This window comes from Streptomyces sp. NPDC016845, assembly GCF_044332585.1.
In the GTDB taxonomy this organism is placed as follows: domain Bacteria; phylum Actinomycetota; class Actinomycetes; order Streptomycetales; family Streptomycetaceae; genus Streptomyces.
The window spans coordinates 1-22,687 of the sequence record NZ_JBIRPI010000013.1; the positions used below are offsets into that span (position 1 = coordinate 1).

At 71.4% G+C, this 22,687-nt stretch carries 23 protein-coding genes and 3 pseudogenes; 8 read left to right on the plus strand and 18 right to left on the minus strand.

Annotation, left to right across the window (positions count from 1 at the left end):
* A pseudogene (locus ACH4RC_RS26725) lies at positions 1 to 207 on the plus strand (hypothetical protein); the annotation flags it as partial.
* Positions 208 to 363: 156 nt separating this feature from the next.
* Here ACH4RC_RS26725 and ACH4RC_RS26730 read toward each other — a convergent pair.
* Complete coding sequence (locus ACH4RC_RS26730; protein ID WP_398205471.1) at positions 364 to 1,146, minus strand: class I SAM-dependent methyltransferase; 783 nt, start codon at positions 1,144 to 1,146, stop codon at positions 364 to 366.
* A 189-nt stretch (positions 1,147 to 1,335) separates the two neighbouring features.
* On the opposite strand from ACH4RC_RS26730, the gene ACH4RC_RS26735 reads away from it, so the two are divergent.
* Together ACH4RC_RS26735 and ACH4RC_RS26740 are read left to right on the plus strand one after the other, a co-directional pair.
* Entirely contained in the window at positions 1,336 to 1,770 is a 435-nt protein-coding gene (locus ACH4RC_RS26735; protein ID WP_398205472.1) for a DUF6153 family protein, read from the plus strand.
* A 125-nt stretch (positions 1,771 to 1,895) separates the two neighbouring features.
* Positions 1,896 to 2,585, plus strand: a complete 690-nt coding sequence (locus ACH4RC_RS26740; RefSeq protein WP_398205474.1) for a DUF305 domain-containing protein — start codon at positions 1,896 to 1,898, stop codon at positions 2,583 to 2,585.
* A gap of 71 nt (positions 2,586 to 2,656) precedes the next feature.
* Here ACH4RC_RS26740 and ACH4RC_RS26745 read toward each other — a convergent pair.
* Positions 2,657 to 2,911, minus strand: a pseudogene (locus ACH4RC_RS26745) (class I SAM-dependent methyltransferase); the annotation flags it as partial.
* A gap of 41 nt (positions 2,912 to 2,952) precedes the next feature.
* A complete protein-coding gene (gene murJ / locus ACH4RC_RS26750; RefSeq protein ID WP_398205475.1) occupies positions 2,953 to 4,731 on the minus strand; it encodes a murein biosynthesis integral membrane protein MurJ in 1,779 nt (592 codons plus the stop codon).
* Here murJ and ACH4RC_RS26755 point away from each other — a divergent pair.
* Positions 4,694 to 4,924 carry a hypothetical protein gene (locus ACH4RC_RS26755; protein ID WP_398205476.1) on the plus strand — a complete coding sequence of 77 codons (231 nt, stop codon included), beginning with the start codon at positions 4,694 to 4,696 and terminating at the stop codon, positions 4,922 to 4,924. The genes murJ and ACH4RC_RS26755 overlap by 38 nt on opposite strands.
* A 170-nt stretch (positions 4,925 to 5,094) precedes the next feature.
* Here ACH4RC_RS26755 and ACH4RC_RS26760 read toward each other — a convergent pair whose 3' ends face one another.
* The 4 genes from ACH4RC_RS26760 to ACH4RC_RS26775 all read right to left on the minus strand — a co-directional run bounded on the left by ACH4RC_RS26760 (position 5,095) and on the right by ACH4RC_RS26775 (position 7,811).
* The gene (locus ACH4RC_RS26760; protein ID WP_398205478.1) at positions 5,095 to 5,937 is read right to left on the minus strand and encodes a DUF2637 domain-containing protein; all 843 of its coding nucleotides are present in this window, start codon (positions 5,935 to 5,937) and stop codon (positions 5,095 to 5,097) included.
* Between the two features lies 1 nt (position 5,938).
* A complete protein-coding gene (locus ACH4RC_RS26765) occupies positions 5,939 to 6,157 on the minus strand; it encodes a hypothetical protein (protein ID WP_398205480.1) in 219 nt (72 codons plus the stop codon).
* Between the two features lie 243 nt (positions 6,158 to 6,400).
* Positions 6,401 to 7,135: a Crp/Fnr family transcriptional regulator gene (locus ACH4RC_RS26770; protein WP_398205481.1), complete on the minus strand. Its 735-nt coding sequence runs from the start codon at positions 7,133 to 7,135 to the stop codon at positions 6,401 to 6,403.
* 22 nt (positions 7,136 to 7,157) lie between these two features.
* Entirely contained in the window at positions 7,158 to 7,811 is a 654-nt protein-coding gene (locus tag ACH4RC_RS26775; RefSeq protein WP_398205483.1) for a chemotaxis protein CheB, read from the minus strand.
* A 422-nt stretch (positions 7,812 to 8,233) separates the two neighbouring features.
* Between ACH4RC_RS26775 and ACH4RC_RS26780 the strand changes: the two genes are divergently transcribed.
* Positions 8,234 to 8,674 carry a VOC family protein gene (locus tag ACH4RC_RS26780; protein ID WP_398205484.1) on the plus strand — a complete coding sequence of 147 codons (441 nt, stop codon included), beginning with the start codon at positions 8,234 to 8,236 and terminating at the stop codon, positions 8,672 to 8,674.
* A 70-nt stretch (positions 8,675 to 8,744) separates the two neighbouring features.
* Here ACH4RC_RS26780 and gvpJ read toward each other — a convergent pair.
* The 3 genes and pseudogenes from gvpJ to ACH4RC_RS26795 all read right to left on the minus strand — a co-directional run.
* Positions 8,745 to 9,017 (minus strand): annotated as a pseudogene (gene gvpJ, locus ACH4RC_RS26785) (gas vesicle protein GvpJ); the annotation flags it as partial.
* Positions 9,018 to 9,278: 261 nt separating this feature from the next.
* A complete protein-coding gene (locus ACH4RC_RS26790) occupies positions 9,279 to 9,980 on the minus strand; it encodes an N-acyl homoserine lactonase family protein (protein ID WP_398205486.1) in 702 nt (233 codons plus the stop codon).
* Between the two features lie 83 nt (positions 9,981 to 10,063).
* Entirely contained in the window at positions 10,064 to 11,074 is a 1,011-nt protein-coding gene (locus ACH4RC_RS26795) for an aldo/keto reductase (RefSeq protein WP_398205487.1), read from the minus strand.
* A gap of 206 nt (positions 11,075 to 11,280) precedes the next feature.
* On the opposite strand from ACH4RC_RS26795, the gene wrbA reads away from it, so the two are divergent.
* Positions 11,281 to 11,880: an NAD(P)H:quinone oxidoreductase gene (gene wrbA / locus ACH4RC_RS26800; protein ID WP_398205489.1), complete on the plus strand. Its 600-nt coding sequence runs from the start codon at positions 11,281 to 11,283 to the stop codon at positions 11,878 to 11,880.
* 34 nt (positions 11,881 to 11,914) lie between these two features.
* On the opposite strand, the gene ACH4RC_RS26805 is transcribed toward wrbA, so the two are convergent.
* From ACH4RC_RS26805 to ACH4RC_RS26830, 6 genes are read right to left on the minus strand one after another with little or no spacing between them, the layout of a single operon-like run.
* Complete coding sequence (locus tag ACH4RC_RS26805) at positions 11,915 to 13,723, minus strand: SpoIIE family protein phosphatase (RefSeq protein WP_398205491.1); 1,809 nt, start codon at positions 13,721 to 13,723, stop codon at positions 11,915 to 11,917.
* Positions 13,720 to 15,567: an ATP-binding protein gene (locus tag ACH4RC_RS26810; RefSeq protein ID WP_398205492.1), complete on the minus strand. Its 1,848-nt coding sequence runs from the start codon at positions 15,565 to 15,567 to the stop codon at positions 13,720 to 13,722. Before ACH4RC_RS26810 ends, ACH4RC_RS26805 begins: the two co-directional genes overlap by 4 nt.
* Entirely contained in the window at positions 15,564 to 16,649 is a 1,086-nt protein-coding gene (locus ACH4RC_RS26815) for an ATP-binding SpoIIE family protein phosphatase (RefSeq protein WP_398205493.1), read from the minus strand. Before ACH4RC_RS26815 ends, ACH4RC_RS26810 begins: the two co-directional genes overlap by 4 nt.
* A complete protein-coding gene (locus ACH4RC_RS26820) occupies positions 16,637 to 17,056 on the minus strand; it encodes an ATP-binding protein (protein WP_398205494.1) in 420 nt (139 codons plus the stop codon). The genes ACH4RC_RS26815 and ACH4RC_RS26820 overlap by 13 nt, the downstream gene beginning before the upstream one ends.
* Positions 17,053 to 17,433, minus strand: coding sequence for an STAS domain-containing protein (locus ACH4RC_RS26825; protein WP_398205496.1), 381 nt, complete (start codon positions 17,431 to 17,433; stop codon positions 17,053 to 17,055). The genes ACH4RC_RS26820 and ACH4RC_RS26825 overlap by 4 nt, the downstream gene beginning before the upstream one ends.
* A complete protein-coding gene (locus tag ACH4RC_RS26830; protein ID WP_398205498.1) occupies positions 17,430 to 18,278 on the minus strand; it encodes an STAS domain-containing protein in 849 nt (282 codons plus the stop codon). Before ACH4RC_RS26830 ends, ACH4RC_RS26825 begins: the two co-directional genes overlap by 4 nt.
* A 132-nt stretch (positions 18,279 to 18,410) precedes the next feature.
* Here ACH4RC_RS26830 and arr point away from each other — a divergent pair, with 132 nt between their 5' ends.
* Together arr and fabV are read left to right on the plus strand one after the other, a co-directional pair.
* Positions 18,411 to 18,821, plus strand: a complete 411-nt coding sequence (arr, locus tag ACH4RC_RS26835) for an NAD(+)--rifampin ADP-ribosyltransferase (protein WP_398205500.1) — start codon at positions 18,411 to 18,413, stop codon at positions 18,819 to 18,821.
* A 177-nt stretch (positions 18,822 to 18,998) separates the two neighbouring features.
* A complete protein-coding gene (gene fabV, locus ACH4RC_RS26840) occupies positions 18,999 to 20,216 on the plus strand; it encodes an enoyl-[acyl-carrier-protein] reductase FabV (protein ID WP_398205502.1) in 1,218 nt (405 codons plus the stop codon).
* A gap of 7 nt (positions 20,217 to 20,223) precedes the next feature.
* Here the strand turns inward: fabV and ACH4RC_RS26845 are convergent, their stop codons facing one another.
* Positions 20,224 to 20,877 carry an ATP-binding protein gene (locus ACH4RC_RS26845; RefSeq protein WP_398205503.1) on the minus strand — a complete coding sequence of 218 codons (654 nt, stop codon included), beginning with the start codon at positions 20,875 to 20,877 and terminating at the stop codon, positions 20,224 to 20,226.
* 26 nt (positions 20,878 to 20,903) lie between these two features.
* A complete protein-coding gene (locus tag ACH4RC_RS26850) occupies positions 20,904 to 22,415 on the minus strand; it encodes an alkaline phosphatase family protein (RefSeq protein ID WP_398205504.1) in 1,512 nt (503 codons plus the stop codon).
* Between the last annotated feature and the right edge of the window lie 272 nt (positions 22,416 to 22,687).

A 22,687-nucleotide genomic window follows, 5' to 3' on the forward strand; every position in this document is an offset into this window, starting at 1 on the left:
GCGATCCTGCGCCGCTGCGACCAGGAGGGAGTGGCGGCGTACGGGGAATGCACCACGCTCGGCAGCCGACGGCTGTTCGAGCGGTGCGGCTTCCGCCCACTGCCCGAGGTCGTCCTGCCGGACGGCACCCGGATTCATCCCGTGTGGCGTGATCCGCGTGTCGCCCCGAACCACGCCTCGACGAGTGAGGTCAGCGACCCGTCTTAAGGCGCTCCCCGTTCGCGCGGGTACCAGGGAGGTCGCTGTACCGGTGCGGCAGTGTGTACGCGAGCAGCACGCACAGGTCATCCGCTCCAGGCCGCCGCATCGCACACCGCGTAGGAGCCCGGGGTCCCGGGGCCGAGGTCCGCCGGGCGGTGTTCCCTACTTCGCGCGGCGGGCCAGCAGGACCGAGTCCTCGGCCTCGACGGGGCCGCTGTCCCGCTTGAGCGTACGGAGACGCTGCTCCACCAGGACGGGCTCGAAGTCGTCGGGCAGCCCGGGGAGCAGCTCCTCGGCCAGGAACATCGCCTTGCGGTGGCTCTCGGAGAGCTGCGTGAACTCGTGGGACGGCGCATGGCCGACGACCAGGAGCAGTCCACCGGGTGCGACGGCCGTGGCGAGGCGGCGGGTGACGTCCACCATGCCGCCGTCCGGGGCGTGCAGGTAGTGGGTGGTGACCAGGTCGTACGAGCGGCCTTCGGCGTCGAACGTCCGGGCGTCGGTCCGCCACCAGTCGGCCCGGTCGGCGACCCCCGCCTGCTCGGCGTGCCGGGCCGCGCGGGCGAGTCCCTCCGCGGAGAAGTCGGCCCCCGTCACGCGCCAGCCCTGCCCGGCCAGCCAGACGACGTCGCCGCCCTCTCCGCAGCCGACGTCCAGTGCGGTTCCGGGGGTGAGTTCGCGGGTGGCGGCGACCAGTTGCGGGTTGGGCTCGCCGCTCCAGAACCGCTCCTGCCCGGCGTACCGCTCGTCCCAGGCCGCGGGCTCGAACATGTCCGCGGCCGCCTGCTCGTCGTGCGTGTGGCCGTGCGTATGACCACGTGTGTCGCCGTGGGTATGACCACGTGTGTTGCCGTGGGTGTCGCCGTGCCTGTCGACATGCGTGTCGTCGTGCATGTCGTCGTGCGTGTCGACCTGTGTTCCGTCGTGCTCGTGGTGCCCCGCCATCCGACGCCTCCTGTTGCCGAGGGTGCCGTGCCGCACCCCTGCCGTCCGGTCCGCCGCGCTGTGCGCCGCGTGCTGCCGATGATGCACGGACCCACGCCGAACGGCACATGAAGTTGCCGATCCGGCAAACATGACAGGCCCCTGGCGGGTGGCCCGGCCGCCCACGTTCCCGGACCGTACGATGGCCGCATGTCCCGCGCCCTTCAGCCGCCGAGCCGCCGCTCCGCCGGGCGCGGTGTCGTGCTGCTGGTGCTGGCGGTACTGGCCGGAGTGCTGGCGATGCACGGCCTTGCCCCAGGTCCGACGAGGGCGATGGCCTCAATGGGCGCGATGGCCGGCAGCGGTCACGGTGCGGTGATGCCCCACAAGACGGCCGTCGCGGCGACCGGGGGCTGTGCGCACGGCGCCGGGTTCTCCCACGACACCGACGGCTCGGGGCACGCGCACCACGCGGACGCGATGTGCGCGGCGGCCGGCGTCGCCGCCCCCTACACTCCTCCCCCGCCGGCTTCCGTCGCGGCTGTCCCCTTGCCGGCGCACCTGCTGTCCGCCGCCGCGCCCGGCGCTCCCGTGGGCGGGCGGGCGCCGCCGGACCTGGCCGAACTGCAACTCCTGCGGATCTAGGACGGCCCGCACGGCACCTTGCGGCCCGGAACTGCCGGGCGGGCGCGGTGCCGCGCTCCGGCCACGTTCTCCTCCACCTCGACGCATGCCCGTATCAGGGCTGCGTATCAAGGAGTTGCACCATCATGCGCAAGAACCTCATCCGCCGCTCGGCCCTCGGCGCCGCCGCGGGCGCCGCCTCCCTCGTGCTCGCCGCGTGCGGGTCGGGCGACGATGCCTCCGCCGGACACGACGGGCACGGCTCGCAGTCCTCGGCGGCCTCCTTGGCGCCCTCGACGTCGGCCTCCACGTCGGCCTCCCGAGGTGAGCACAACGCCGCTGACGTCGCTTTCGCCACCGGGATGATCCCCCACCACCGCCAGGCCGTGGAGATGGCCGACCTGGCCCCCTCGCGGGCCGAGTCCACCGAGGTCAGGAAGGTCGCGAGCGAGATCAAGAAAGCTCAGGGCCCGGAGATCAAGACCCTGTCCGGCTGGCTCACGTCATGGGGCGAGCAAGTCCCCGCCCAGGGAGCCATGAACCACTCCATGCACAAAGAAAACAACAAGCACAACAAGAACGGCATGGACGGCATGGACGGCATGGACGGCATGATGACGGCCGCGGACATGGACAGCCTGGCGAAGGCTTCCGGCAAGGCCTTCGACACCGCCTTCCTTACGATGATGATCGAACATCACGAGGGCGCGGTGAAGATGGCGAAGACGGAGAAGGCCGGAGGCGCCTTCCCCGGCGCCAGGAAGATGGCGAACTCCGTCATCACCTCTCAGTCGGCGGAGATGTCCCGGATGACCGGCCTGCTCGGCAAGGGCTGACCGGCGGAGACCGGAGCGGGCCGTGCACGCCGAGTGCGCGCACGGCCCGACCGCGCCGCGTACTACCGCGCGGCCTCGTCCGCCTTGGTCCGCAGCCGCTCCACCATCGGGCGCGACAGCTCGATACCGGTGACGGGGACCCCTCTCTGGGCGAGCGGTACGGCCACCCGACCGGTCCCGATCGCGAACTCGAGCGCGGCCCCGCCCTCGGCGAGCTGCGCGAGACGGTCCACGGTGGGCCCCAGGATTTCGGGCGCGAACATGCCGGTGCCGGGTGTGTCGTAGCGCTGGGCCGCGTCGGTGTCCCAGACGTTCTCCTGCCGCATGCCACCCAGGCTCACCGCAGGCCCCGGCGATGTCCAACGAGTTATCGCGCCGCCCGGCCCGAACGGGCCGCGCTCAGCAGCGAGTTGAGCTCCTGTACCCGCATCAGACGGGCGAGCAGCAGAAAGATCCCGGTCAAGAGGGTGCCGCCGATGAGCAGTGCCGTCAGTGTCGACAGCACGCCGCTTCCCTGACTCGCGGTCAAGGCGTGGGCGACGCCTCCGCCGACGGCTGCCGCGGGGGCCGCCGCGCCCGCCAGCCGTACGTAGGTGCGCAGGACGCGCGAGCCGTCGAGGTCACCGCCCAGCCGGGCGCGCAGCCGCCGCCAGGCCACTGCCACGCCCACGGCGAAGGCCAGTCCGTACGAGGCCGCCATCCCGGCCACGACCCAGCGCGGCGGAAGCAGCATGAAGCACAGCCAGGCGGCGCCTGCGTTCACCAGGGCCACGACGACGGTGTTGCGAAAGGGCGTCCGGGTGTCCTCGAACGCGTAGAAGCCACGGAGGACCACGTACTGCACGGAGTAGGGGACGAGGCCGAGACCGAACGCCATGAGAACGTGGCCGATGCCCCTTGCGCCCCCGGCGCCGGAGCCGGAGTAGAGCAGCGTGGCCATCGGCACTCCCAGGGCGAGGAAGGCGAAGGCGCAGGGGACGATCGCGACGGCCGAGGTCCGCAGGCCGTAGGAGATGTCGTCGCGGACGGCGGCGATGTCACCGTCCTGGGCGGAGCGGGAGATCCGCGGGAGGACGGCGGTCATGACCGACACGGTGATGATGGCCTGCGGCATCTGCCACAGCAGCAGCGCGTAGTTGTAGGCGGTGATGCCGGAGCCGGTGTGTCCCGCCCGTTCGGCGAGCGTGCCCGCCTTGGTGGCGAGCTGCGTCACGACGACCATGCCGATCTGGTTGACGAGGACGAAGAGCAGCGTCCACTTGGCCAACCCCATCGCCTTGCCCAGGCCGTGCCCGCGGAAGTCGAAGCGGAGGCGGAGCCGGAAGCCCGCCGCGCGCAGAGAGGGCAGCATGGCCAGGGCCTGCACGGCGAGGCCCAGCAGGGTGCCCAGTCCGAGGAGCCGCACTCCTTGAGGGGTGATGTCCGCGGGGCTCACCCCGGACGTGGTGAAGCCGCCGAACGCCCAGATGAACCCGGCGAACGCGCCGATGATCACTATGTTGTTGAGGACGGGGGTCCACATCATCGCCCCGAACCGGCCCCGGGCGTTGAGTATCTGCCCCAGCACCACATGCGCGCCCATGAAGAACATGGTGGGCAGGCAGTACCGGGCGAAGGCCACGGTGACGGCCATCCGCCGAGGGTCGGAGGCGATGTCCGGCGACATCAGATGCACCAGCAGCGGCGCCGCCACGACACATATGGCGGTGACGCCGGTCAAGGCCACGACGACCAGCGTCAGCAACCGGTTGGCGTACGCCTCGCCCCCGTCGTCGTCCTTCGTCATGGCGCGCACCAGCTGCGGTACGAACACCGCGTTCAGCGCGCCTCCGCCGACGAGTACGTAGATCATCGTGGGCAGGACGTTGGCGACCTGGTAGGAGTCGTTGAGCGCGCCCACGCCGATGGCGGCGGCCATCACGAGCGTGCGCAGGAACCCGGTGACGCGCGACACGATCGTGCCCGCCGCCATGAGAGCACTGGACCTCACCGTGCTCGACGCGGCGCTTCCCACTGCCCCCACCTTGTTCCCCGCTCCTCGGCCGACATGATCGGTAAGGAACACGTCGGTCGGGGGGTGCCCGGTTGCGGCAGGTGTCAGAGACGAGGTGACCGTCACCGTCGAGGTCGAGCAGTTCGAAGACATCCATGGACAACTTGTCGACGAGCGCGAGCAGTTCGGCCAGGTCGACGCCGCCGCCCCCGTTCGCGTCACCGACGTTCGACATGGACGAGTACGCGTACGCCGGGCCGGGTTCGTCGAGGACGACGGCGGCCGGGTCGCCGAGCAGGGCTCGACGGTGAAGGCCAGGTCATCGGCGACAGTCTTGCCGTCGTAGCGTTTGGTGACGCCGTGCACTCGGATCGTCGTGCCGAGCAAGATGCCGTGCGGCGCCTCGATCGGGCGTCCGCCCGGGGCGTCCGGCCGTCCGCGTGCAACGTCGTCGTCGTGCCGGGGTACTACGGGCCCCCTGGGGCCGGGAGCGGGATATGCGCACGCTCCCTCACCTCACTGGAGATCCGGGCGTTTTCGCGTGGGCTTGGCGGCGCGGACGCGGTGGCGGGGGTGGCTCTGGCGCGGTGGGCGGCTGAGGGTGATCTGGCGCATCAGCTGCTGGAAGCAGACGAGCGCGGCCAGGGCGGGGAGCGCCGCGGTGGCCGCGTCCAGGGGGCGGTGGCCGGCCTGCGCGACGCACAGCACCATGGCGACGACCGAGAAGAGCAGGACCACCGCCCAGGAGTGGGCGGCACGACGCCGGTGCAGACCGGCCCGCAGGACCGACAGAGAGGCGACGATCCAGGGCCCGTAGATCAACAGCGGCCAGGCGTCGACCGTGTAGGCGGCGGTGCGGTGCACGGCGAGCTGGCGCAGCGGGTGGTAGCTGACCATGCCGCCGAAGACGCACACCACGGTCACGGTGACGGCGGCGAGTGCCGCGATGATCATGCTGGTCATGCGCAGCAGGCCGCCGGAAGGCCGTTTGCGGCGGGCGTGGGAGTAGGAGCGGCGGCGCACGGGCGGTGCCGGCTGCGCCTGTTCGGGTTCGGGGGCCGGGTCCTCGGACGCGGTCGCCTCGGCGGAGTCGGGATCGTCGGTCTCCGTGACGGCCGGTGCCGCCTCCTCGAGCGGGACGGTGATGCCGTCCGCGTCATGGATCGGCGCGGCGTGGGTCTCGTCGTCGATGGCCTCGCCCAGCAGGTAGGCGAGTTCCTCGGTCGGATCCCAGTACGGGCCCACGGTGTCCAGCGGGGCCAGGGGCGTTTCCCACTGCTGCGAGTAGCCGGGCTGCGCGGGGCTGTCGGTGGAGGGGCCGGGGATGAAGGGCTGGGTCCGGCGGTGGCGTCCTGACATCTCATGCACGGCGGTGCTGCCAGGGGCCGTCGTACGCCGACGTGCCCTGCTCGTGCTGGACACCGGCCGCTGCCGCGTAAGAGGTCTCGAGGCGTGCGAGCCGGAGGAGCAGGTCCTGTACGGGCTCGGCGGAGTAGCGCAGGTCGATGGAGCGGTAGCCGTCGTGCAACGTCGCGAGCGCCGCGTCCCTTCTCGGCGGGGTGTAATACCAACAGCCCATACGGGTCACATTGGTTGGATCGACTCGTGCGCCCGTGATGAAGGGTGCACTCATTGTCGGACTACCCGATGGGACCTGCCGCCGCACTGTCGTCATATTGCGCACAACCGATATTGCACGCGGAAAGATGTGCGGCATACGGGTGGCCTCAAAGTAGCATCTTTGGCCCTTACGGTTAACGCTTGATCGGTTCTGCAGCCCTCAACGGAGCGGGGAGAGCTCGGTCCAGTAGTCCGCACCCGGTCAGCGCGCGCCCCCGTGGGGAGGAAGGACCGCGTCGAGGGCTTCGCGGATGACGCGGTAGCAACTGCAGGCATGGGTCAGGAGGCGCTCGCGGTCCAGGATGGTGATGGTGCCGCGGCTGTAGCGGATGCAGCCGTCGGCGGCCAGCGCGCCCGCCACCTCGCTGACCGAGGACCTGCGCACCGCGAGCATCTGGGCCAGGAACTTCTGCGTGAGGTCGAAACGGTCGCTGTGCATGCGGTCCGAGGTCATCAACAGCCAGCGGGCGCAGCGCTCATGGACGCGGTGACCGCGGATACAGCCCGCGTTGCGGGCCAGCTGGGTGAACATCGCCTGGGTGAAGACCTGCATCACCTGTTGCAGCGGTCCGTTCAGGACGGCGATCTCGTGCCGGAACCGGTCGGCGTCCATCCGCAGAGCCCGGCCCCCGACCTGGCACAGTGCGCGTTCGGCGGAGGTGGCGACGCCGAGGAAGACAGGGAGGCCCACCATGCCCTCGTCGCCGACGGTGGCGACCTCGACGGTCGAACCCTCCAGATCGGTGACGATGGAGCACACGCCGATCATGGGGAAATACACGGCTTCGATGCGCTTGCCCGGCCGGTAGATCTCGGTGCCGACGGGCAGCTCGACCGGTTCCAGCTCCGCACGCAGGTGGTCCCGTGCGTTCTTCGGCAGGGCGGCGAGGATCCGATTGCCCCGCGGGTCGTACGGGTCGGCCGTGCCGCTCATCATGAAGTCCGCCTCTCGTCCTGGTTCAGGTGGCGAATGCCGGGGGGATCGCTATGGCCCAGGGCGGCAGCGACACCCGCAACATGCTCGCTGCGCCGGGCACCATCACCAGGCTGACCAGCGCGTGCGCCAGCACCGGCAGGGGCAGCACGAAGTCTATGCATCCGGTTGCCATCGCCGCGTTCGGCATGCCGGGCGCCTCCGACGTCGTGGAGTCCTGGGCCAGCGCCCGGCCGCCCGCGCCCCGGACATGGCGTACGCCGAGGGCGCCGTCCGCCATGCTGCCCGTCAGCACCGCGGCCAGCAGGCGCGGGCCGAACACAGCGGCGGCGGAGGCGAACGTCGGGTCCCCCGCGCAGTGGCCCTCCACCGGGTGCAGCGTCACCGCGCCGTCCGGGGTGAACGCCGCGCGGTGGCCCGCCGGCACCACGTGCACGACGCCGGGCACCAGCCGGTCGTCGTCGCGCAGCAGCCGCACCGGCAGCGCGGAGCGGTACTCCAGCACCCTCGCCAGCGTGTCGCGCTCGCGCACCGGGCGGTGCTGGACCAGGACCAGCGCGGCGGGGAACGACTCGGGCAGCGATGACAGGATCTCGCGGTACGCACTCACGCCGCCCAGCGAGGCGGTCATGCAGACCACGTCGAAGGCGGCGGACGGGCTCTGTGCGGCAGCGGACATAGCGGCAGTCTAATGCCCGCGACCGTACACAGCGTGCACCGGACGGCCGACCCGGCCGTGGGATCTCGCCGGCGGCCGGCAGGGTGCCGTGGTGTGCCGTCCGTCGTGGGGCGGGGCCGTGCCGGGGTGCCTCCTCGGCCGGATCGGTCTCCTCCCCCGCTGTCCGCCGGAGGCGCCTCGTCCTGCGCTGTATTGCAGCGGAGTCCTGCGGGGGCACCCCGACACGCCCCCTCCCGTCGAATCGCGGGTGCGGACCGGTGGCCCATTCCGTTGCCGGGTGCTCCAGGCATCCCCGGCGTCGCACCACGGCCCCGGCTTTTTTGGTGTTCCCTGGGGTCCGGATGTCGAGAGCCCGCCGTCGGCTTCGTCCTGGGAGCAGGTGGCGGTCGGCACCGGCCGCGTCGTCGTGGAGGAGAGAGAGCATGCCTGTTCAGCGTATGGACAATGTCGGCATCGTCGTCGAGGACATGGATGCCGCCGTCGCGTTCTTCGTGGAGCTCGGTCTGGAGGTGGAGGGCAGGGCGCGGATCGAGGGGCCCTTCGCCGATCAGTGCACCGGGCTCGACGGGGTGCGCTGCGACATCGCGATGGTCCGGACCCCCGACGGTCGCAGTCGGCTCGAGCTGGCGCAGTACCGCAGTCCCGCGCCCATCGACGACGGTGTTCGCGACAAGCCCCACAACATCATCGGCATGCACCGCGTGATGTTCGCCGTCGACGACCTCGAGGACACGGTCGCCCGGCTGCGTCCGCTCGGCGCGGAACTCCTCGGCGAGATCGCCCGGTTCGAGAACAGCTATCTGCTCTGCTATCTGCGCGGCCCGGCCGGCATCATCGTCGGGCTGGCCGAGCAGCTGAACTGAGCGAGCTTCGCGCGCGCCGTCACCTGCTGCTTTCGTCCGCGGGGCGCCGGACGCTGTCGTGCGATCCTCACTCGCTCCGCGTGCCGATCAGATCCGGCAGGCCCAGACTGCGGTTCGGGCCCGCCTCCAGGTCGAGGCGGTTGCACGCCTCCGCGAAACGCAGATACGTGTCGATACTGGCCACGACGATCCGGATGTCGATCTTGAGGAGTTCGATGCCGATGACGGACACGCGGATGCAGGCGTCGATCACGAGGCCCCGGTCGAGAATCAGCTCCAGGACGTCGTAGAGGCCGCTGGTGCCACCCTGACCGCCGCCCCGCCGCGCCGGGAGCGTACTCATGAAGCCGCCTTTTCTTGTCGGTGAGGAGGGCGGCCACCACGTCGTCGCCGGGCGCTGCAGTGGCGCCCGGCCCGTGAACGTCGTCACCGTCAACAACCTCATGGGGCGGTCAGCTGCCGGGTGTCCGCGCTGTCATGTCGCTCATGCGTTCCGCCCCTCGCCGTCGCACCCTGGAGCCTGCCTCTCGTTTGCCGTGCCCCGTGCGTGTGCCCACGACCCCGCGAATCACTCCTGCCGGGCGGTGCGCGCTCCTGGAACCGGCTACTCCGCGGGTTCCCAGACCGAGCAGTCGTGGGCGAAGAGCACACGTCGCGGGTCGAAATCGGCCAGCCGCCGCAACCAGGGCGCATGAGCGGGAAGCGGCTGCTCCATGCCGTCGAGTGTGGCGCGTCGGGCGAGTTGGTCCGACGCGAACCGGGAGGCGAAGTCGTGTGCCTGACCGGCGAGGACCACGGTGCCGTCGTTCTGCCGCAGGACCAGCGACTGGTGTCCTGGGGTGTGGCCGGGTGTCGGGACGATCCAGACGCCGGGCCGGATCTCGGCCTCGCCGGTGAGTACGTCGTAGGACGCGCCGGGGAAGTCGACGAGCTCGTCGATGGTGTGGTCGCCCCGGCGAGCGGCGGCCAGTTCCGTCTCCTGGACGATGATCGGTCTGCCGCCCAGGAGGGGGTTGCCCCCGCAATGGTCGAAGTGGAGGTGGCAGTTGACGACCAGGGAGATGTCGCCGAGGCCGGCTCCGGCCGCGGCCAGCGCCTCTTGCAGGGCGCGGCGCCGGGGCCGGTAGTGCGCCTCGGTCTCCGGGTCGGCGGCGCCGATGCCCGTGTCGAAGAGGATCAGCCCCTGTTCGTGTCGCACCAGGTATGCGAGGACGGGTTCGACCCGCGGTCGCGGGCCGCCCGCCTCCGCGGCCGGCCGGACGAAGTACCCCAGATCGAGGCGGCGCACCGCCGTGTTCTTCCCCATGGCGGCCATCCTGACAGGAGCTGGTGTGTCCTACACGTGATCAGCGCGGACGCGTGGCAGTCCCGCTCCCCCGACGCCGCCTGTCACCATGCGAACGCCTCCGGAGCGGGGCCCGGGCCCGGGAAGATCCCGTCCAGGCGCTGCAACAGCCTGGTGGGTAGCGTGAGTTCGACGGCGCGCAGGCCCGAGTCCAGCTGTTCCCGGGTGCGCGGGCCCACGATCGGGCCGGTCACCCCGGGCCGGCCGAGCAGCCACGCCAGGGCCAACTCGCCGGGTTCCATGCCGTGTTCGGCGGCGACCGTCTCGTACGCCTCGATCCGCGCCCGTACCTCCGGATCCGCGAGCCCCCGGGCCGAGCGGCCGGCGTGCGTGCGTGAACCCGTGCCCTCGCGCTCCTTGCGCAGCGCCCCGCCGAGCAGTCCCTGGTGCAGCGGTGACCAGGGGATGACGCCGAGGCCGTACTCCTGGGCCGCCGGGAGCACGTCCATCTCGGCGCGCCGCTCGAAGAGGTTGTAGAGGCACTGCTCGCTGACCAGTCCGACGCGGCCGTGCGCGCGGGCCGCCTCATTGGCCTGGGCGATCTTGTAGCCCGGGAAGTTCGACGAGCCCGCGTAGAGGATCTTCCCCTGCTGCACCAGGACGTCGATCGCCTGCCATATCTCCTCGAAAGGGGTGGCCCGGTCGATGTGGTGGAACTGGTAGACGTCGATGTGGTCCGTCCCCAGGCGCCTCAGCGAGGCGTCCACGGCGCGGCGGATGTTGAGGGCGCTGAGCCGGTCGTGGTTGGGCCACGACTGACGGTTCCACGGTGTGCCGTCGTTGGTCATGTTGCCGTAGACCTTGGTCGCGAGGACGACCTTGTCGCGGCGCCCGCCGCCCCGGGCGAACCAGGAGCCGAGGATGCGCTCGGTGGCGCCCTTCTCGTCGTCCGTGCCGTAGATGTCCGCCGTGTCGAAGAAGTTGACGCCCGCTTCGAGCGCGGCGTCCATGAGCGTGTGGCTTGTCTTCTCGTCGGTTTCGTCGCCGAAGTTCATCGTGCCGAGCACGAGTCGGCTGACCTTGAGTCCGGTGCGTCCGAGCTGGGTGTACTTCATGGCGCGCAGTCAACGCCTTCGAGCGTTCTCGAAGTCAAGGGCCGGTGCCGTGTGCAGACAGATGCCGGGTGGTGCGAGCCGCGCCCGAGTCGGCGGGCTCGTGCGTTCGGCGGACAGCGGATTGCCCGGCGGCGTGTCGCATCATGGCAGCGCGGTTTGCGGCAAAAGTGAGGTTTCCTTCCCTCCGTCGAGTCAGGAGCCCGTCCATGAGCACGCGCGTCGCCGTGATCTACTACAGCGCCACCGGAAACGTCCACCAGCTGGCCCAAGCGGTGGCGGAGGGGGCCGCGGCCCGCAACGCCGAGGTCCGTCTGCGCCGGGTCCACGAGCTGGCGCCCGACACGGCCATCGACGCCAACCCCGCGTGGCGCGCACACGTCGACTCCACGAAGAACGAGGTGGAGGAGGCGACGCTGGAGGACCTGGAGTGGGCGACGGCGTACGCGTTCGGCAGCCCCACCCGGTTCGGCAACGTCGCCTCCCAGCTCAAGCAGTTCATCGACCTCACCGGCGGGCAGTGGCAGGCGGGTGTCTTCCACAACAAGCCCGCCACCAGTTTCACCTCCGCGATGAACCGGCACGGCGGCCAGGAGTCGACCATCCTGTCGCTGAACAACGTGCTCTATCACTGGGGTTGCCTCATCGTCCCGCCGGGCTACACCGACCCGCTCCTCTTCGCCGCCGGCGGCAACCCGTACGGCACCAGCTGGGCCAGCGGCGGCGGCGAGACCCCCGACGAGGCGACCCTGGAGGCCGCCCGCTACCAGGGCCGTCACCTGGCGGACATCGCCGAGCGCCTGCGCTGACCGCCACCGCCCGGCGCCCCGGGGGCCCGGCCGATCACTTCGCCGGCAGTTCCCGGGTCGCGAGCGTGATGAGCGCGACGTCGTCACGCCCGGTGGGCGGCAGGTGGGTGAGGAGATGGTGACACATGTCCTCGGGTACGTCGGGGCCCTTCGCGGCGATGGCGGCCAGGCGCTCCAGGGACACGTCGAGGTGTTCGCTGGGGTGCTCGATCAGGCCGTCCGTCGTGAGGATGAGGAGGTCGCCGGGGTGCAGCCGGATGGTACTGGCGGGCGGCTGCGGCAGTCTGAGGCCCAGGAGCGGGCCGTGCTCGTGGTGGTAGGCGGGTCCGGTGGCGGGGCCGAGATGGAGCGGCGGGAGGTGCCCGGCGTTGGCGATGTGGAGGGTCCGGGCGCCGGGGTCGGCGTCCGTGTCGGTCTCCAGGAGGGTGATGCAGAGGGTGGCGGTGACCCCGGGCGCCACGGTGGTCAGCAGGGTGTCGAGGAGCTGGAGGATGACGTGCGGCGGGTGCCCTTCCAGGGCGTACGCGCGCAGGGCGTGGCGGAGCTGGCCCATGATCATCGCGGCTTCGAGGGAGTGCCCCGCGACATCACCGATGGCGGTGATGAGACCGCCCGGAGTGGTGAGGACCTCGTAGAAGTCGCCGCCGATCTCGGCCTGTTCGCTGGCGGGCAGGTAGCGGACGGCGAGCCGGGCGTGGGGTGTGTCGGGGAGCGCCTCGGGCAGGAAGCTGCGCTGGAGGGTGAGCGCCAGGGTGTGTTCCTCGCTGTAGGTGCGCAGCGTCTCCAGGGCCAGGGCCGTGGTGTGGGTGACCTGGGCGAGGAGTTCCTCGTCGTCCTGGGAGGCGCGTTCGGTTGTATGGGCGTCCGCGATGCCGTGGGCGTCCGCGATGCCGAGTGTCTCGGCGACGCCATGTCTCTCCGCGGCGCCGTGTGACTCCCCGGCGCCATGTGACTCCGCGGCGCCATGTCTCTCCCCGACGCCGTGTGAGTCTGCGACGCCGTGTGACTCAGTAGTGCCCTGCTGGTCCCCGGTCTCCTGTGATGCCGCCTCGGTGCGGCGAGCGGGGGCCGCCGGAAGCGGGACGGCGATGCACGTGGGCGGGCGTGCACCCTTCGTGCGGGCCGCGGCGAGGAGGTAGCGGCGTCCGTCGACGGGCGAGGTGTAGGGGGCGACCTGGACGCCGCCTCCGCTCAGCAGGGTCGCCGCCTCGGCGAGGACGTTCGCGTCCGGCTCCGCGGGTGTGAGCGGCTGTCGCGAGGTGTGCACGGTGCCGTCGGGCGCGGTGAGCATCACAGTGGCCGGACGGCCCAGGACGGTGGCGGCGCCGGTGGCGGCCGCGCGGGCCAGAGCAGGTGTGTCGGGGGCGCTGTAGAGCGCCAGTGTGGTGCCGTGGAGCTGGTGGAGCCGCTCGGCGAGGGTCTCGGCGCGGCGGCGGGCCCGGGTGTAGCGCAGGGTCGCCGAAAGCGTGGCGATGAGCTCGTCGGGGGCGATGGGCTCGGTGAGGTAGGCGTCCGCGCCGCGGTTGAGGCCCTGGGTGCGGTCGGTGGCGCTGACGGCGGTCGCGGAGATGTGGAGCACGGGTACGCCCGCGGTGCGCGGGTTCGACTTGATGCGTTCGCACACCTCGAAGCCGGTCAGGTCGGGCAGCTGCACATCGATGATGGCCGCCTCGGGAACGACGGGCGCCGTGCGCAGCAGTTCGAGCGCGCTGGTGCCGTCCTCGGCCTCGATGATGTCGTGCCCGGCCCGGCGCAGGGTGGTGCCGAGCACGTAGCGGGCGATGGGGTTGTCGTCGACGACCAGGACGAGCGCGGGCCCGCCGTCGGGTGCGGTGTGCGTCATGGCTGATCGACGTCCTTGCCGGACGTCCGCGCCGCCCCGGCGCTCTCCTCGCCGTCCGCTCCCCCGCCGGGGGTGAGGGCGGCCGTCAGCGCGGCAGTGGTGAGATGTGCCTTGGACAGGATCGTCCGGCCGCGCAGCCGTGCACGGTCGACCTCGTGCGGCTCCGCGGAGGTGAGGACGACGACGGGCAGGGGCGCCGTGTCGGGGTCGGCGTCGAGCGCGGCGAGGAGTGCGTAGCCGTCGGGCGCGGGCATCATCAGGTCCACGACGACGGCGTCCGGGCGTAGGCGGCGAATGGTGTCCAGGGCATTGCCGCTGTCACTGATCTCGGTGTGCCGGTCGGCGAGTTCCCGCAGGAGGGGGCGCAGGGCGGCCAGGGACGCCGGGTCGTCGTCGACGACGACGACCGAGGCGAACGGACGGCGCGACGGGGCCGCCGCGGCCCCGCCCTCGGCAGCGGGACCGGGCCGGTCGGCCGTGGCCTCGGGGACGGGCGGCCGGGCGGGCAGCTCCACCGTCACCAGGGTGCCGTGGCCGGGGCGGCTGGTGAGGCCGAGCCTGCCGCCGAGGATGCTGGTCAGCCGTCGGGCGTAGGGCAGCCCGAGGCCCGTACCGGCCCGGCCGCGCTGGTGCTGTCCACGCACTTGGTAGAACTCCTCGAAGACTTTCTCCACCTGGTCCTCCGGGATACCCACCCCTGTGTCGCGCACGCTCAGCACGAACCAGTCCGTCTCTTCGCGCCGCTCGGCGGCGACCTCCAGATCCACCTCTCCGTGCTCGGTGAACTTCAGCGCGTTGGACAGGATGTTGCGCAGGACGCGGGTCAGGATGACCTCGTCGCTGATCAGCTCCACGGGCAGCTGTGGATCCGCGATGCGCAGGGCGACTCCGGCACGGGTCATGCCCTGCATGGTGCCCCGCAGCAGGTGCAGCAGCGTCCGCAGATCGACCGGTGCCCAGTGCGGGTCGAGACGGCCCGACTCCGCCTTGGCCACGTCGAGGAGCTCCTCCACGAGCGCCAGCATGGTCGTGCCCGAGGCCGAGATCATCGTGATCTGCTGGCGCTGCTCGTCGGTCAGCCGTTCCGACTCCGGGGCGAGCAGCAGCCGGGCCAGGGCGATGACGGAGTTGATCGGTGAGCGCAGTTCGTGGCTGACGTTGGCCCAGAACCGGGTCTTGGACTCCGACGCCTCGCGCAGCTGACGGGACTTGTCCTCCAGCTCGGCGTAGAGGGCGACGACCCCGCTGTTGGTCTCCTCCAGCTCGCGGGCGAGTTCGGAGTACATGGCGACGACGCCGCTGTTCGTCTCCTCCAGCTCCGCGTTCAGGCGGGTCATCTCGTCCTGCTGGGTGCGGGACTCCTCCAGGGCCGCGAGCAGGTTGCGGTTCTGCAGCCGCAGGACCTCGCCGAGGTCCACGCCGTCCACCGTCTGCAGGGCCGCACGGCAGGCGGCCGCCACCTCGTCGGGGCCCTGCCCGGTGGCGGGTGCCCGCTGGGCGAGGGTGACGCCGCGTCCGTCCGGGGCGAACGTCACCTCGTCGAGCAGCCGCTCGGCCGCGGCCGCGACGCCCCGGGTCAGCGGTCGCGGGCCGCTCCAGGTCAGCCGCGCCCGGACCCGCAGTCCGCCGGCTGTCGCCACGAGCCCGAGGCGCCCGCTCAGCCGCTCGGCCCCGAGCAGGTCCTGGCCCGCCTCGCTGAGGACCGTCGCCATCCGCACCAGCGCCGACCCCTGCACCCCGGCGGCGCGGCACACCGCCTGAAGGCAGCGGCGCATCATGAGCACGCTCTGCTGGTCCTCCAGGGCGGTGGCGTACAGCTCGTACGCCACCGGGGCCTCGTTCATCGCGACGGTGCGGGGACCACGACGATGCCCGCGTCGTCGCGCCGCAGGCCGGCCTGGTTGAGGATCTGGCCAGCGATCACCGCGGGGTGCCGCCACAGCAGCCCCGGCAGGTCGGCGGGGGACCAGCGCTGGTGCAGCCCGTCGGAGTGCATCACCAGGGCGCTGCCCGCCGCCAGGTCGGCGGAGTAGGTGCGGACCGTCGGGATCTGCGCCCCCACGATGCCCGGGTGCGAGAGCAGTGCCGACCGCCGGGACGCCTCGACCACGAACGCGCTGATGTTGCCTACTCCGCACAGGTCGACGCGGCCGGCCCGCCGGTCCACGCGGGCGACCGCCAGAGCGGCGCCCCGTGTGCCCCGCAGCCCCTCGTGCAGTTGCCGCAGGACGTCACCCGGGTGCACGGCCGCCGACTGCCGGAAGATCTGCCGGGCGCGCTCGCCGACCCGCGCGGCCAGCGGCCCGTGCCCGAGCCCGTCGCACATCAGCACCATCATCGGCCCGTCGCCGCCGGCGTCGTCCGCGCCGATCCGCACCGCCCAGGTGTCGCCGCAGACGGTCTCACCGCTGATCGGCCGCGTCAGCCCGGCCGCCACCGGACGCACCTCACCGTCACCGGTGCCCCGGTCGCCGCTCAACCCGTACGACAGGGGGCGAGCGGCGTGGAACCGTGCGAGCAGGGCCGTCCCGCGCCCCGGCAGCGAGTGCACGTCAAAGGTGTCGGCGAGCCGCTCGATCGCCCCGAGGCCGATGCCGAGCGTGCCGCCGCTGGAGTAACCGTCGCGCACCGCGCCGGTCACGTCGGCGATCCCCGGCCCGGTGTCCAGGCACAGGCACTCCACCGCGGCGTGGTTGCCCATCCGGCTGGTGCGCAGGGCTATGGCCCCGTCGTCGGCGTGCCGTACCAGGTTGGTGGCGATCTCGGTCACGGCGAGGGACACCTCGGCCACCCGGCTCTCGGCCAGGCCGATCCGGGTCGCGAGCGCCGCGGCCTCGCGGCGGGCGGTGGCGGCGAGGGCGCTTCCCGCCCTCAGCCACACCACGTCCTCGGGCTCGATGACCAGAAAGCTGCTCACCGATTCCACTTGACCACTCTGACCGTGGTGCCCCGCGGACCGGTCTCCAGGTCGAACTTGTCGACCAGCCGCCGCGCGCCACTGAGTCCGAGGCCCATGCCGCCGCCGGACGTCCACCCGTCGGTGAGCGCCAGGTCGACGTCGGGTATGCCCGGACCCTCGTCCTGGAACTCCACCCAGACGCCCTTGCGGCTGCCCTCGGTGGTGATACGGCTGCGGATGACTCCGCCCTTGCCGTACACGACCATGTTGCGGCCCAGCTCACTGGCGGCGGTGACCAGCTTCGTCTGCTGCACGAGCGGCAGTCCTGCCTGCTGCGCCATGGTGCGGACCATCTGGCGCGCGGTGACCACGTCCGAGTTGCCGGCGACGGTCACCGACTCCGCCGGGGCCTCCTCGGCCCCGTACTCGCTCATGCCTGGACGCCGGACTCAGCCGCACGCAGTCCGCGCAGGAGCGCGAGGCCCTGCTCCAGGTTGAGCGCCGTCCGCACCCCCTTGAGCGACAGTCCCAGCTCCACCAGGGTGATCGCGACCGCCGGACGCATGCCGCACACGATCGTCGTCGCGCCCAGGATGCGGGAGATCGACGCGATCGTCGCCAGCATCCGGCCCACGAACGAGTCGACGATCTCCACCGCGGAGATGTCGATGATCACGCCGTGCGCGGCGGACGCCACGATCCGCTCGGACAGATCCTCGTGGAGGTCGAGGACCGTCTGGTCCTCGAGATCCGTCTGGATCGACACGAGCAGCACGTCACCGATCTTCATGATCGGTACCCGGTCGCTCACAGCGCGCCCCCGGCCGCGAGGGCCCGCTGACGCTCGGCGTCGGCGAGGGCGAAGCGCAGCGCGTCCGCCAGGGTCGCCTTGGTCGGGATGTCGCCGAACTCGACCCCGAGCGCCACGAGCGTCTGCGCGATCTGCGGGCGCACGCCGGAGATGGTGCAGGTCGCGCCCATCATCCGCGCGGCCACGACGGTCTTGAGGAGGTGCTGGGCGACCTGGGTGTCCACCGTCGGCACGCCCGTGATGTCGATGATGGCCTGCGTGGAGTTGGAGTCCACCAACGCCTGCAGCAGCTTCTCCATCACGACCTGGGTCCGCGCCGAGTCGAGCGTGCCGACCAGGGGCACGCCGACGACGCCCTCCCAGAGCTTCACCACCGGCGTCGACAGCTCGAGCAGCTGCTCCGCCTGCGAGGAGATGATCTCCTCACGCGTACGGGCGTGCTCCTCGACCGTGAACAGACCGAGGTCGTCGAGCAGGCGCGCCAGCGCCAGATAGGCGTCGCTGCCCGTCTTGTCGGTCGTCAGGCTGGGCTCGAGGACCTGCTTGAGCGCGAACACGCTGACCGCGGTCTCCGTCGGGGTGAAACCCTGTCGCGCACGGGTGCGCGACAGCTCCACCAGGAGGCTGCGCACCTCGCCGAAGGCGCTGCTGCGTCCGGCGAGCCCGCCCCCGGCGATCGCGTTCGTCATCGCGTCGTACAGTTCTCCGAGTTCGCGAGCCAGTTCGGCATCGCTCAGCCGGCCGTGCAACGTCGCGCCCACGGTGCGCACCCACGTCGCGACGAACTCCTCACGTTGCGTCGTCAGGAGTTCGTGCAGGCGCTGCGCGCCTATCTCGCTCGCCATGTCAGCCCTTCAACCGGATGCTCAAGTGGTCAATCCGGCTGAGGATACGTCATGGCACGCCCGGTTTCGCCGTCCCCCGTCACCTTCGCCGCGGGCTGGAGCGACGGTCGGCCCTGTTGGTAGCCTGCCGCGATGCGCGAGGTGCTGGACGAGGGTCCTTTCTTCCACGGGACGAAGGCCGATCTGCGGGTCGGCGACCATCTCACCGCGGGTTTCCGGTCCAATTACCGGCCCGAGATCGTGATGAACCACATCTACTTCACCGCGTTGCGCGACGGCGCGGGCCTCGCCGCCGAGCTGGCCGTCGGCGACGCGGCCCCCCGGGTGTACGTCGTCGAGCCGACCGGGGAGTTCGAGAACGATCCGAACGTCACCGACAAGAAGTTCCCCGGCAACCCCACCCGCTCCTACCGCAGCAGGGACGCGCTCCGGATAGTCGGCGAGGTCACCGACTGGACGCGGCAGACGCCCGAGGCGCTCCGGATGTGGCGGGAGCGGTTGACGGCGATGCGTTCCGACGAACGCGCCGAGATCATCAACTGAGGGTGCCCGGTGGCGGTGGTTCCGTGGCCGAGGCCAGTGGGGAACCCGCCAAGCCCGGCCGCCCATCGTTGTGGCGACGGAGATCGCCGGGTTCCCGCGCGGAGCAGCAGACTTGCGGGACAGGGTGGCCGAGGCGGCCGCCCCGTCCTTTTCCGCGACGACATCGGGGACACCACCGTGAGCGAACGTGTCATTGCGCCCAAGAGCCGGGGATTCCTCTTCCTCGACTCCCATCCGGGCGGCTGCGAGCAACTGGTCGACGACATGTGGCGGGCCGTTCCCGCACCGTCCCCGGCCGGTGTCGACGGCGATGGTGACGACGGGCCGGTGGCCCTGGTCATCGGCTCGTCGGCCGGGTACGGCCTGGCCGCGACCGTCGCGGGCCTGGCCCGGACCGGCATCCGTGGCATCGGCGTGTGTTTCGAGAAGGCGCCCGCGCGCCGCACCGGAACAGCCGGCTGGTACCGCACCGCCGCCACCGCCCGGCTCGCCCGGCAGCATGGGCGGGACATGGTCTTCCTCAATGGTGACGCGTTCAGCGACACCATGAAGGAGAAGGTGGCAGGGGTTCTGGCGGAGCGGTTCGGCGGGCGGCTCGACTACCTGATCTACTCGGTGGCCGCGCCCCGCCGCACCGACCCGGACACCGGCGACGTACACGCCTCGGTCCTCAGGCCCATCGGCGCTCCGTACACCACCAAGACGCTGGTCTTCGACGAGGACGGCGCCCCGGAGGTCAAGGACGTCACCACGGCGCCGGCCGGGGGCGACGACATCGAGCAGACGGTGGCGGTGATGGGCGGCGCCGACTGGGAACGGTGGATCGCCTTCCTGGCTGACCGCTCCCTGCTCGCCGACGGCTTCACCACCGCCGCCCTGTCCTACATCGGCTCGCCGCTCACCGCGGCGATCTACCGGCAGGGCACCATCGGCGCCGCGAAGGCCCATCTGGAGGCCACCGCGCGCACGCTGCACGAGCGTCTCGCCAAGACCGTCGGCGGCCGGGCCGTGACCTCGGTCAACGCCGCCGCCGTCACCCAGTCCTCCACCGCCATCCCCGGTATCGCCCTGTACGTCGGGCTGCTGCGCGGCGTTCTCGGCGACGCCATGGTGCCCCCGATCGGCCAACTGGCCGACTTGTGGGACCAGTTGTCCGGCGTCCGGCCCCTCGTCCTCGACGACGAGGGCCGGGTCCGTCTCGACGCCTGGGAGCTCGACCCCGCCGTGCAGGACGCCGTGGCGGAACGCTGGTCCCTCGTCACCGGCGACTCCCTCGCCGAACTCGCCGAACTCGACTGGTTCGGCGACGAGGTCCGCCGCCTCTACGGCTTCTCCGTGCCCGGCGTCGACTACACCGCCCCCGTCGAGACCGACGTCGCCTGGCCCGCCCCCTGACCCTCGTTCATCCCTCGCGCCGATCGTCGATCCGGACGCGGAGCTGTGGCCAGGCGGCGGTGAGCCGTGCCAGTTCGCCGGCCATGAGGTGGCGGGCCGTACCCGGAGCCGCGTCAGGCAGGAAATGGACGACGGTCCCGGTCGTGCCGTCGTCGGCGATCGGTTCCAGGCCGGTGGCGGGCACACCGTGTGCGTAGCGCTGGGTCCAGGATCCGTCGCGGCGCCGGTTGGTGTGGACGAGCCACGTGCTGAGCGCGGCGACGACGGACATGCCCCGGCGGGGGTGGGTGTCGGGCAGCGGCGGCGCGGCGGGGTCGTCGAAGAAGCGGAGGTCCTTCGTCGCCATCACCGGCTTCTTCACGACCTGACCGTGTTCGTCGAGCCGTGTGTCGGTGCCCCGCCCGTCGTCGCCGACGGCCACGGAGCCGTCGGCGAGCAGCGTGATCCGGCACTGCCCGCCGGCGCCGCCCTCGGCCTCGTCCGCCGCGTAGGCGACGACTTCGAGGATCAGGTGCGGGAGTCCGCCGGGGGCGAACGCGGCGGGGCGGTGACGGATGCGCGCGAGGTGGTCGAGGTCGACGGTGCCCGCCCAGTCGTGCGTGGTGTTGCGCCAGGAAGTCCTCGGGGTGCGTGGTGTGCTCGGTGTGTTCGGTCCGTCCATCCGAGGAGTACACCGCACGCCGGGTCTCAGGTCTGGCTGATCCCGACCCCGTCGACCGTCCAGTACCAGTTGTTGCCGCCGGTGTAGCGGAATCGCACCTTCGCCCTGCTGACCCCGCTGGGCACCTGGAGAGTGATGTGTTCGGTGCGGGAGGGCGTGTCGGCCGTGTACGTCTTCACGGAGACCGGGGTCCCGCCGTCGTAGGAGATGAGCACCTCACCCTTCTGCGGGGATTCGTGCCGGTAGTAAGTGGTGTAGGTGAGAGTCGCCGGACGGCCGCCGGTGACCGGGTGGTCGGGGCTGACGAGCGTCGAGTCGAAGGTGCCCGAGACGGCTTTGTCGGACCATTCGTCGCCGTCGGCGACGGCGAAGACGTTCCGGGCCCTGATGTTGGACTCGCGCTGCTGGTCGCGCTCGGTCTTCGTCCAGAACTCGTCCGTGGTGAAGGTCCAGCCGCGCCACTCGGTGACGCCGCCCGCGCCCATGGCGGAGTTGTCGACCGACCAGCCGCTCGGCGGGGTGTGCGTGAAGCCGGCGACGCCCGCGCCGATGCCCGTCTCGTCGGCGGGGCCGGTGAGTTTCGCCCGCAGGCTGTCGAAGGCGTCGGCGCTCGGCTGCTGGACGGGGCGGCCGTCCAGGCCCCAGGCCGGGTCGATGGCGATGCCGAGGTGGGCGAGGGCGCTGGCCGCTACGTCGGGCATCTTCACGTCGTGGCGTGTGGAGCCTGCCGTCGCCGTGGAGCCGACCGCGATGAGGAAGGTCTGGCGCTCCTGCCAGCTGGAGCCGCCGTGGCCGCCCGCGTCGGTGTGCCCGTGGTCGGCGGTGATCAGGATGAGCCAGTCCTCATCCGCGTACGTGCTGCGGGACTCGAGGGCGTCGACCATTTCTCCCACCTGGTCGTCGACGCCGTGGATCGCGGCAAGGTACTGCTGGCTCGCCGCGCCGTAGGAGTGTCCCGCGTGGTCGACGTTGTCGAGCTGTACGAAGAGCGCGTCCGGGTCGGCCGACTTGAGCTGGGCCACGGCGCGGCTGGTCGTGCCGGTGTCGTACTCGGCGCTCGGCGTGGAGACGCGGGTATCGGCCTTCCCGGAGAAGACGGTGTCGGTCAGGGGTGCCCAGGAGGAGACGGCGTAGGTCGTCAGGCCCGGCTTCGCGGTCTCGATGCGGGTCAGGAAGTCGGGGTACGCGGCGAACTTGTGGCCGGTGAAGGTGTTGTCCTTCACGTTGTGCTTGTCGGGCCAGACACCGGTGATCAGCGTCGACCAGCCGGGCCCGGAGAGCGTGGGCGCGAGCGGGTTCGCGTAGAGGGCACTGGGGGCGGTCAGACCTGCGGCCATCAGCGCTTTCAGGCGCGGCGCGGCGGCGTCGCGGACTCTGCTGAGGAGAGTGCCGTCCAGGCCGATGACGAGGACCTTCGGGGTCCTCGCCGCGGCGGAGGCGGTCGCGGGGGCAGTCGCGGGGACGGTCAGGGCGAGCGCCGCGGTGGCGGTGCCGATGAGGAGCGAGCGGCGGGAGACGCCGGGCGTGCGAGGCGACATGCGGTCCTCCGGGGTGGGATCACGTGTGGGTGCGACGCCTCTGAGTTCACAGGGGTTTTGGACCAGACCCGTTATCTTCTGGTGACAAGGCGGCGAATCTCCATGGACATTCGTCGCCGAACCGTGGACTCGACTGCCGCAGACAGGCGCTTCGTCCGGGCCGGGCGGAAACATCGTGTTCACGACAAGGCGCATCACAGGTAACAACCGATTCCTAGCGTGACCGGCGCACGCAGCCCAGCACTCACACCCCAGAGCCCCCACCTGGAGGC